Genomic DNA, 10,450 nt, shown 5'->3' with positions numbered 1-10,450 from the left:
AACTAACAATCAAGTCTACGGTGGACGGGGTAGCGGCTGCAATAAGCGATTGACTCAGGGAGTAAGTTGCTTTCATTTGTAGCGTCCTCTAGATATTTTGTGCAGTTTCTAGCATCGAGTCGAGAATGCCGTTTTGGTGATTTGTGACTTAGATAAACTACAAGAGTAAAGATAGACATTTCGGATTTTTTATAGAGAAAATTGCATATTTTTGAAATTCCGGCAAAATCAAAATCTGTAGGGGCATGGCATTGCCATGCCCCTACAGATATATCGCTAACCCGTGATAACTTTTTTCAGTATTACCGTCTGTATTTATCTCGAATTCGTCGTATCTGCTCTTGAAACTCAAGACCCTTTTGCGGATTAACCATAGCGACGAAATTGGCATAGCCCTGAATTGAAGCCATCACATTATCAGCATTTCCCCAATGTTTACCTTCTAAGCCATCTTTCTCGATTTGGAATAAAGTAGAGCGGAAGCATTTTAGCTCTTTTTTAGAAACATTTGGATAATCATTCACGACAACTCCAGTAACTTCTTGCTGCCGATTTTTCCGCAATATTCTAGTCTTCTGTTCGTTGATCGAAAACCCTTCATAAGCCACGATTGACTGAGTGCGTTTGAGAATATTGCAGATATTTCGGAGACTGTCACCAGAAGCTGAAAAAGTTAAGTCGTCAGCGTAGCGAGTATAAACAAAACCGAATTCGTCAGCCATACTGGTAAGTCGTTTATCTAAGCGGCGACACATTAGATTAGTAATTGCTGGAGAAGCTGGCGAACCTTGGGGTAAATGTCGATCTGTGAGTGCTACATAATAAGTTTTGCCGTCTAATTCAACCTCCTCGATATCCGGTTGGGTACACAGCAACCCAAAAATTGTTGCCGCAGCTTCCGAATAACCGAATGATTTAAAAAGTCCTTTCACGCGCTTATAGGAAATTGACGGAAAGAAATCTTTCAGGTCAAAGTTAATAATTACGTCGCGTTTTACGTGAGGTTGAGCGTTGCTGACAATAGAGCGATCGCGTCTAAAACCATGAGCTGCATCGTGCAGTTCCAGCTTTTCCAAAATATTGCCCAAAATCCAATGCTGTGCCTGCTTCAAGCGTGGCATCGGTGCGGAAATTAGCCTTTCTCCACCCGTTTTTTTAGGAATCTTGAAGCGGATATAGTGAGAAATTGTCGAAGTCTTGCGGGAAAAAGCGAGAAAGCGCAATTGTCCCACAGTAATTCCCATTGCAGCGGCAATTTCGTAGGGTGTACCGCACAAAGGTAATCCATAACTTCGCAACCTTTCCTCATCGCACTCAGTATAGTTAAGTCCACCTGAGACATCTTCACCGAGATAAAGGATTTCTCGCTCTTTTCTTTGCCGCCACTCTTCCGCTCGTTCTTGCCGTTCCCGTTCCCGCCGTTCCTTCGTTTCCTGTCGCTTGCGCCGCGACTCGGCGAGGCGTTGTTTGAGTAGCTGCTTGCGAAGTTGCTTTTCGTTGTGAAGGCGCGAACTTTCCTGCCGCAGTTGCTCCAGTTCTCGCCGGATCTCCCCCATCCGCCGAATGTCATCGGCTGGATCTTGGGGTATCTCGCCTTGTGCAGGCCAGAACCCATAACGTATCATCTCTTCGAGGATAAATTCCTCTTTGCCCGTTTGTCGGATGCGATCGTAGAGTTCCTGGCGGGTACGAGGCTGATCTGACATATTTGTAGAAGTAGCGATGCGTTTCCGCAATTATAGTACATATGTACTCTATTCAACAGCACAATAATCCCTGAAACCTGGAATTAATGGAGGCTGGAGCCTGCAAGAAATCATTCCCAGCATTTGACTAGGAATCAGAGAAATCATTACTTGTAAGAAAAATCACGCGCCGCTATCAGTTGGTTGCCCCTTCGTAAACCCCTCAGGACTAGATTGCTCTACTCAGCGGAGCCAGCCCTAACCAGTGGAGTCATTAGTTGGTGAAACTCACCCGTAATGCTCTGGGTAGGCTAGTAATTTCACGGAAACCAAACCGTAATACTCCGGGGTGGCTCCGCTTAGTAAAGAGCAGTCTAGTGATGCGTGTCTAAACTAAACGCAAGGACGACGATCCATCGTCCGGATTGCAAGGCTGTTTACCAATTGAGCTAAGGCGCGCGATCGGATTATTGTACCAAGATTTTGGTAAAAGCACTAGATATAGGCAGGCATCGCAACAAACCGCTATATGTAGTGTCTAATTTTCTAGTCACGCCCACCTACCAAATGAGTCCTCAGCATATCTAAGTTAAGGTCAATAGTTGGTGCATTAATGCTGACTAAGTTGCCACCCTTGAATGAAAATTTTTCGCCGATTACCTCTTTTGTCCACGGTGCTTTGTCATTCCACTCCTCCAAAGGTCTTGGAACCACCCACACTACCTGAACTCGACGTGTCCATATACCATTTTGGCACTCAGCTTCATCAGGATGATTTACTATTTCAACCACATGGGTTACGCGATGACCATGAGAGAAATGATTTTGACACAAGACTATGCGATCACCCTTACTGGCTTTTTTGGCATCTCTTTCCTTACCCGCCAGCATCCTCTTAATTTCTTCCTGGCTCTTACCTTGCTTACTGCTTTCGTTCACTGCCCAATGCAACTCGAACTCATGGTTTCTCAGACATTTCTCGTAAGACCACTCTTTTCTTTTACGAATAGTATTGTTTACCAGCTTGAGGTATTTAACGTTTAAGTAATTTCTATCTGATGCAGATGTCATTAAAGTTTAGATTTGCGTAGTTATTGTGTAGGTAAAGTCTGCACTAATAAAAGCTGAAATAAAAAAATTACGCGCAGCTATCAGTTGGTTGCCCCTTCGTAAACATCTCAGGACTAGATTGCTCAACTCAAGCGGTCTCAGGGCTACCCCCTTCTTACACTTCAGGGAAGTCCCACCGGGAAAGGGGGTAGCCCTGAATGACCGCACAGTTAAGAGCAGGCTAGTGGTGCATCGCTAGGCTAAACGCAAGGACGACGATCCATCGTCCGGATTGCAAGGCTGTTTACCAACTGATTAGGTGCGCGTGATTCGTCAATACTGACGGGCGTGTTGCATTCGCAACGCCAGAATGTGTTCGCAAGGGCCTTTGTACAGTTTATTCTGTTGATGCCAGTTGCAAGTACATTCTGCGGACATTATACGCTCATCTACGTCAACTGTCAATAAAGGAGTCAAGGTTTTATCTTTGTCTGAAACATTACCTTGCAGAGTAAACGCTCTCGTAGCATCGCTGGTAACATTAGTCACCTGCACAGCATTGTAAACCAAGAAACGGGTAGCCTTCTCTTCTCGCTCATTGGCAAAGCGCAGGCGTTCCATCGGCAAAGGTTCTCGCGTCAGTTCCCGCACTCGATAAACTTGCTTATTTAAGTCATAAATCGCACGTCCCGCTTGCGTATAAGCACTTAAAGCACCGAGAACTACGGCACGGTTTAAACCAAGGCGTTCCGCAAGCGAGTCGGGACTTTCTACCCAATTCTTCTTCAGCGCCTCGAAAATTTGTTGCTGCGTCCATTTGTCGATGTCGGCGCGGGGTGCCATCAAGTCAAAGTTACCAGATTGCGACCAGTCATTTGCCGTCCATCCCGATAAACCGAGGGTAAAAGACATATCGCCTAAGTCAGCGACGTAGAAGGAAGGCATACCCGTACCGAGTAGGTGAACGGTAAACTTTTTCGCCACGGGGATGAGACGTTCGAGGATGTGGAGACGGCGGCGTCCCCAAACGCGGATTTCTTGTGATTGCGATCCAGTGTAGAGCGATCGCGCACAAACGATTTCTATTCCCCACGGATCGAATGTCACCCGCACGGGTTCCCCAGGTTTAAGATGGTAGCGCATACTGCGAGGCCCTTGCTTTTCCTTGTGGCGACGCAGCACAAAGCACATATTGTAAATATCCATCGGATGCAAATCAACTCGCGTTGCTGGTAAAGACATCGCCGAACTAACTTGCAAAAAACCTCTTACCCAACTGTCGGGTAAATCGATTTTGACTTCTTTAAAAGTTTCTTCGTGCGTAGTTTGAACTTCAAAACCAGAGGGATCTATTTCAAATTTGGTATTTTTGTAACTGCGGATTTTTTTAAACTCGTCGTAAAGTGCCGCTGAGTAATCAATATTAGTCGTACCGCAGGCAAACTCGTTGATATTTTGAAAAACCTCGTAGCTGGCACCGAGACGGCCATAACTGGATTCATCCTGACTGAAACATTCAAAAAATACTTCATCGGGATGAACAGTAATCACCGGATCGAGAACAAACCAAGCATCGCGGTCTTTTTGATAAATGTAATCAAAATAGCGGCGTTGTGCCTTGTAGAAAGGTTCCCGCCGCTGGTAACTATGCTGGCTTAATTGATTAAGTTCATCCTGCAACGGCTTGATTTGATTCGCAACTTCTTCGCGTTGTGCGGCGATGAGTTGCCAGTCTAGATCCTGTTGTTTTGCTGCCCATTCTTTATATGCCGTTTTGTCTTTGGGTTTGAACCGCATATCGGAGACGACAACATCATGTAAGGCGCTAATTGCCTCCCGAAAGGCGACATTCTGACGCAATTCTCCGATAAAGTACGTGGGTTCGCGTTTAGTATCGGGAGAAAAGGAAATTTGGGTGTTTGCGCCGCTTTCATTAACCGATGTGTTTCCGTTGTAGCTGTAGTTAAATTCCATAATCTCGCGAAGTGATGAAGGATAATTTTTAACCGCAGATGAACGCAGATTCAACCTAGAAGCGAGGTTTGAGAGGCTCCGCCTCGCTTATCAAGCTTCGCCAGGAAAAAATGAAGAATTCAATACTTCTCGCTCTAAGTCATAAGGACAAATAGGAGGAAAGTCTACATAATCTAATGATGTTTCGCCAATAGCTAAATTTAAGGCGCTTGGATAGGCTTCCTCTAGTGCAGTAGGTAAATAAGTCTGCAAACTAGGGCTTTCTTCAAGCAATTTTAAAATTTGGTATCGCTGCTCTCGAATTGTGGCAAGCCAACTTTTAGAACGGTGACTAGACTGAAATTCCCACTTAAGTAAATGACCTAACAAAATTCCCAAACGGTTCCTTAACTCCCGTCGTTCCTGCCTGCCCAAAGACTCAATCTCCTCCGCCAAGTTTTGGATATCTAAACTACTCAATTTTCCTTCTCGAAGCAACTTTACTTGCTCTTGCGTCCACCTATAGAAATCTGCCTCGTATAAGCTAGAAAATTTACCAGATGATAGTATAGGTTCTGCGGTCATATTTCACCTCTTAAAATATACAGTTGACATAAAAAAATCGCATTTCTCTAAATATTTATTAGTTGGCTTACGCAATGTAGAATACTATAGCATTCCTAAACTTTGCGGCATCTTGAAAAAACTTGACTAGTTGAAGATAGTAGAACATTAAATACTCGAATTCATCAGTTCCCCTTTCCCATATATTTGGATAAATGTTAGCTGCGGAAAGTGCTGAAGGATGAAAACGTGCTTGCAAGTCTGCTTCAGAAATTTGTGATAATGCTTCTGCCACTTCTTGTACTTCTTCAGGTATTAGAAAACACGCTGGGCCATAATCAAACTGAGGATTATCTGGATCATCTAGTGGGGAACCTCCCATCACCACATTGACTAGGGGAGTTTCGCCTTCGTACTTTGTTCCAGTAAGCAAAAAGTGGATACCATGCCAAGCTTTGTCTATATCCAGATAACTTTTATCTGAATATTTAGCACCATCATCAGGGAATAAAAAGCCCAGAATAGAATCAGGATTTTGTTGCAATTCAGCAAGCCGCTCTGTCGTAACCCGTCTATAGTCTCCTCTCATTCCCATAATAAATCTCCAAAAAGCAGATACTCGATCCTAATATTATGGTGTTTCTCCTATCTAACTAAGTTCTAACTTGGACAACTGGTTTTACCTGAATGGGTAAGGATATCTGAGGATAAGCTTTTTGAATTTTCAGCATTATCTGAATTGCTGTGGCTTTGTCGCCGATTGCCATTGTGACAGATTGTCGGGTGAGAATTTCAGTGACAATTTGTGCAGCTTCCTCGCTTTTTTGGGCTTCGGTATCTAGAAAAGCAAATATTCTTTGTTTGGAAACTCTTCCCCGATTGACACCGGACAGGACGCTGATAAAGTATGGCGTTAGTTCTCGTAACCGTTGGGAATTATTTACAGCATGGTTTTCTAGATAGTTAGTAGCAAAGGTCTGCATATCTGTTGAGGGATGTTCGCTGAATTTGAGTAAGTATTCTTGTCCATCTGTTTCTTTGAAGTTGCGAGTTACTAAATCGCGCCCAAAAGAACGGACATCTTCGCGAATGCTGTCACAGACGCTAACCATTACTTCTGGTGTCCAATCTTCATTGGTGAAATCTGTGCGAAAAATTCTAGATGCAAATTCTCGCGAATCATCCCACTTTGATTCTAGTAGTCGCACTGCTGATAACATTTCTTGGGAGTCGGTGTGGATGCGGTTTAAGGTTTTTAAAAACATTTCTCTTGCTGCTTCACGCACTGATAAAATTTCGTGATTTGCCAGCTTGACAATCTCACTTGTCTCGAAGTCGGGAAGAAAGCGATCGCTATTTTCTTGCAAAACCAAACCCCCCAATTCCTGGGCGACTAATGATTTAGCGCGAAGAAGCTGCATCGCACGTTCTTTGCTGATGTTAGACATCCATCCGGGGATATCTTCTCGCAACAAACCCAATAAATATTTGTGAACACCTTCGTGTCGTTCTGGCGTAATTAAGACATCAATCAAGTCAGCCGCTAACTCGGCGCTAAAATTGAGTTGATTGGTTGCCAAACGTCGAATCACCGGACGGATTGCATTGCGGATATCAGCGACAGCGTTAATTGCCATTGAGACGATGAGGATGCGATCGCTTAACAATCTCTCATCAGGTAATTGTCCAAAAATCCTCACCCCAATGCCACGCACAGCTTCATAAGGCGATTCTAATAATAATTCAATTAAATCTGGTGGCAAGTCAACTGCACGAATTTCATGATTTAATAAAATTATTGCGCCTAATTCTTGAATTTCCGCCATCGGATGATTCAGTAAATCGAGGATTACACCCAACCCCAAATTACGCAGTTGCGGCGCAAAACAGAGCAACAAAGTTTCACTAATTTCTCTTGAACTATCTGTTTGCGTAGGTTCTAGTGCCAACACAGCAGCAATAATTCTTCCGATGAGTACCCTGGCGGTGGTATCGGTTAAAATTGATGAACTTAGTAACCTTCGCGCAAAAGCACGGGTATCAGCTTGTTGACTGGTCACTAAACCCGCGATAAAGTCGCTGGATTCAAAAAAGAATTCTCGTTGCTGTTCGATCCAACGATAGGCTTGTGTACGTGCTTCTGGGAATGCACAATTAGCAAGAGCCAGGACTAATGTACTGTTGGGCTGGGCGGGGTCGTAGCGATCGCGTGCCAGTAAAAAGCCGAATTCGGCGGTTATTTCGTAAGGTTTATTCAGGAATTTGATTAATGTGTCTGTGTCAAGGCGATCGCAAAATTCTTTGCAGACGCGCAACGCTTTAACTGCAAAATGATGAACGGGACGGCAATCACTTTCTATTAATAACTGTACAAGTGCTGCTGGGTTTTGCTGCCAAAGTTCGGAAAAAGCTTCTTCTCTTACTTGCGGTTCTGGATCTCCCGGTTTGTAACCATCTTGACAACGCCATGCTTTAGGATGGGAGGCATAGCGGGGACTGTTTTCGTAAAGAATATGATTAAAAATTAGGTAGCCAGCATAAGTATCCCAACCTCTAGTAAAGCTTTCATAGGAACGGCGTTGTCCGTTCCATCTCCTGAAAGTTGACTGCTTGGCTGGTTGAGCGTCATCATCCGAATACTGTAGGAGAATATTGACTGCAAGATTGATATAGTTAGAATCGCTTTCTTCACCCAAAGTTTTAAGAGTACGCCAAACTCGCCGCCGCAGATATTCACGAGTTTGTTGGCTGTAAGCTTTTTTCGACTGCGGACTCTTAAGTTCTTCAGTGTGACGTTTCCCGCTACTATAATATTCGCGCTTCACTGAGTCCCATTGCCAACCCGTTTGCTGATTATTAAACGTCCCCGGTTCTTTCTCAAAGGCATAAGCAAGGATTCCGAAAACTTCTGCATCATGGCGATACTCAGCTATCTTAAAAATATGGCGAATTCGCTGGAAGTAGTTAGATTTAAAAGGTGTTTCGCATAAAATATCGAGTAGTGCTGGACGCACGTATTGGTTATCAATTTGATAAATAGTATCGAGAACGGAAAAATGCCTGTAATCGCTGCTATTTAAATAATCGCGAAGTGTAGTTGCAAATGTTTCTGCTGTTCCATTTCGGGCTAAATCGCGCAACTCTAACGGCAGTTGTTCTATCTTCTCAGAACGCATCTGCCCTTGTGTCTGTTCATCTGATAATTTAAATAGTGCTTCCCAGGCGATGCGGCGGACGAATTCAGCAACAGATTTATGCTGGGAAAGTTCCCTGACAAAGGGAATGGCACTCTCATCCCCACACCAACCCAAAGCCCAAGCGATGCAATAATCTCTCAAAGCTTCGCCAGTTCTAATGAGTTGAATTAACAACGGCGTAGCTTCTCTAATTTTAAGTTCGCCAGCCCGCCAAATTGCCCGTTCCAGAGGCCATTTCCGATTGTCCCGGTTCGCCAAACGGTTGAGGATGGCTTGGTGGCGTGGGTCGCTGGTGATTGGTACATTACTTGCAGTTTGGACTGGTGCGGGTGCAGCTGGCTCGCTAACTGCCCCAGCGGTGACATCCCGATAGCCCTTCTGAATTTGGGAGTCAACCAGCTTATCGAACACTCGCTGCGCTTGGGCTAAAGGTACAGCCTGAACCGTCTTTGTCCCTTCCTTGAGAGTTGTACCGCGTCGTCCGTATCGGAAGTTAACGAGGTAGCGGTTTTCACCTGTCTTGCAGAGATCGACTTCGTAGACTTTATCTGAACTCCCGGCTTGGTAGAGAAGCGTAGTCCGTTGGATGAGTTCCATACGAGTGTCTCAAGGCTTGGTGTGTAAATAGTATAAATGTACTAGATAATTGCCAGAAGCGATCGCCTTCTTTGGAGAACTCATCAACGCTGTTTATCGCGGTTCTCGGTTGACTCGAATACAAAACCCAACTCAAGTTGGAAGTATGCAGAAATTAGGCGGGTGCGTAGGCGCAGGGTGGGAAAATCGCTTCAGCGATCGCGATTATCAACGTGCCGAAAGAAGTGCCCAAAGAGCGATTCTCCCCCAAATTCAGCCTCACCGCATAGCCTCACCACACAACATTAGCGACGGTGGAACTCGACGACATCGCGTTTAATCGTGACATCGTAATTGCCAAAGAAGTCGTGTCCTAACAATCCCATATCTTGTTCTGGGCCAGCGATCGCAACTAGCACTTTGTTAGCGACAGCACCATCCACGGCAATCGATTGCACATAGCCGACGGGAAACTCGACTCCCACTGCACTCGCCGTATCTGCCTTAACAGTCTTCACCGGCACCACTCGCAATGCTGATGCCATCCGGCGGGTAATCATCGTACCGCTAGCCCCGGTGTCTACAATCATCTCAAAAGTCTGCCCGCCATTAAAGGTTACATCAATGACGGGTGTGCCACCGGCGCGGCGTTTGATCCTAGCTTGAAAGACGCGTTTGTTCGCCTCATCGGTGCCGCAGAGACTCCCCAAATCTATCGTTCTGCCCCCCGGTGCTACCATGAAGCAAGCCGCGTCCTGAGCCTTAGCCGCCTCTGGCACCCCCGCCACGGCTGCGTAGGAAACCAGCCCAGTTAGAGAAACTACCACGGTTAAAAATCGTTTCATCTTGCTTTCCTGTCTCATTCATTGAGCGCCCAGCAGATTGATTATTGCTCAATTCGTTAATTTCTGACGGCTGCTGAATAGTGTTACAACTCTGGCTTATGGCAAGGGCTTTTGTCGAGGGCGATCGCGCAGCTTATGCGCTTCTAGTCCGCCTCCCCTGTAGAGACGCGATTAATCGCGTTCTCTACTAATGAAAAATACGGTTTAAGCTCTCTAGAGGAGTGGTACTTCATCTAGATTTGTGAAACACTCGAAACGCTGAAATATTTAAAATTACTCCTAGAGTAAGCTTTAGAGCTAACGCTGGAACGATTCCAGCCAGCATTCCTCCGATAATTGCTCCAATGACTGACCCGATACTCATGGGAGTAATCGTATTTTTCAGCGGAGAGCGATCGCGGAATGCTCCCCGGCTGGCGTATTGAATCAACCCGACTAACACAGTTGGAAAACTGATGAGCAAACTCGCGGTTCCTGCCGTCTTCATATCTACACCGAAGGCAAAAACGAGTGTGGGGATGATAATTTCACCCCCAGCTACCCCCAATAGACTGCTAACCAGCCCAATCGCCAAACCAAA

9 protein-coding genes are annotated in these 10,450 nt (G+C 45.2%); 1 reads left to right on the top strand and 8 read right to left on the bottom strand.

Translation table 11 applies throughout. From position 1 onward, the window contains the following. Positions 1–302 precede the first annotated feature (302 nt). From H6F50_RS17760 to H6F50_RS17735, 6 genes are all read right to left on the bottom strand, one after another. Positions 303–1,706 (bottom strand): reverse transcriptase family protein, encoded by a 1,404-nt coding sequence (locus H6F50_RS17760; protein ID WP_190429719.1) that lies wholly within the window; start codon positions 1,704–1,706, stop codon positions 303–305. Between the two features lie 525 nt (positions 1,707–2,231). Then, on the bottom strand, positions 2,232–2,756 hold the full coding sequence (locus tag H6F50_RS17755) for a hypothetical protein (RefSeq protein WP_190429718.1): 525 nt from the start codon (positions 2,754–2,756) through the stop codon (positions 2,232–2,234). Positions 2,757–3,068: 312 nt separating this feature from the next. Next, positions 3,069–4,709: an SWIM zinc finger family protein gene (locus H6F50_RS17750; RefSeq protein WP_190429717.1), complete on the bottom strand. Its 1,641-nt coding sequence runs from the start codon at positions 4,707–4,709 to the stop codon at positions 3,069–3,071. Between the two features lie 90 nt (positions 4,710–4,799). After that, on the bottom strand, positions 4,800–5,273 hold the full coding sequence (locus tag H6F50_RS17745) for a DUF29 domain-containing protein (protein ID WP_190429716.1): 474 nt from the start codon (positions 5,271–5,273) through the stop codon (positions 4,800–4,802). Positions 5,274–5,340: 67 nt separating this feature from the next. Further along, positions 5,341–5,847 (bottom strand): YfbM family protein, encoded by a 507-nt coding sequence (locus H6F50_RS17740; RefSeq protein ID WP_190429715.1) that lies wholly within the window; start codon positions 5,845–5,847, stop codon positions 5,341–5,343. A gap of 58 nt (positions 5,848–5,905) precedes the next feature. Next, the gene (locus H6F50_RS17735) at positions 5,906–9,046 is read right to left on the bottom strand and encodes a HEAT repeat domain-containing protein (RefSeq protein WP_190429714.1); all 3,141 of its coding nucleotides are present in this window, start codon (positions 9,044–9,046) and stop codon (positions 5,906–5,908) included. A gap of 49 nt (positions 9,047–9,095) precedes the next feature. Between H6F50_RS17735 and H6F50_RS17730 the strand changes: the two genes are divergently transcribed. Then, positions 9,096–9,365: a hypothetical protein gene (locus tag H6F50_RS17730; RefSeq protein WP_190429713.1), complete on the top strand. Its 270-nt coding sequence runs from the start codon at positions 9,096–9,098 to the stop codon at positions 9,363–9,365. On the opposite strand, the gene H6F50_RS17725 is transcribed toward H6F50_RS17730, so the two are convergent. Both H6F50_RS17725 and H6F50_RS17720 read right to left on the bottom strand, forming a co-directional pair. Further along, positions 9,331–9,870: a retropepsin-like aspartic protease gene (locus H6F50_RS17725; RefSeq protein ID WP_190415776.1), complete on the bottom strand. Its 540-nt coding sequence runs from the start codon at positions 9,868–9,870 to the stop codon at positions 9,331–9,333. The two genes, H6F50_RS17730 and H6F50_RS17725, sit on opposite strands and share 35 nt — an antisense overlap. A gap of 229 nt (positions 9,871–10,099) precedes the next feature. After that, the coding region (locus tag H6F50_RS17720; protein ID WP_190429712.1) for a sulfite exporter TauE/SafE family protein at positions 10,100–10,450 on the bottom strand (351 nt) is incomplete at its 5' end.

Origin of the sequence: Coleofasciculus sp. FACHB-712 (assembly GCF_014695635.1) — a bacterium.
Lineage (GTDB): Bacteria > Cyanobacteriota > Cyanobacteriia > Cyanobacteriales > FACHB-T130 > FACHB-T130.
Note: the sequence above shows the minus strand (reverse complement) of the source record. Positions and strands in the feature narration are given on the sequence as shown.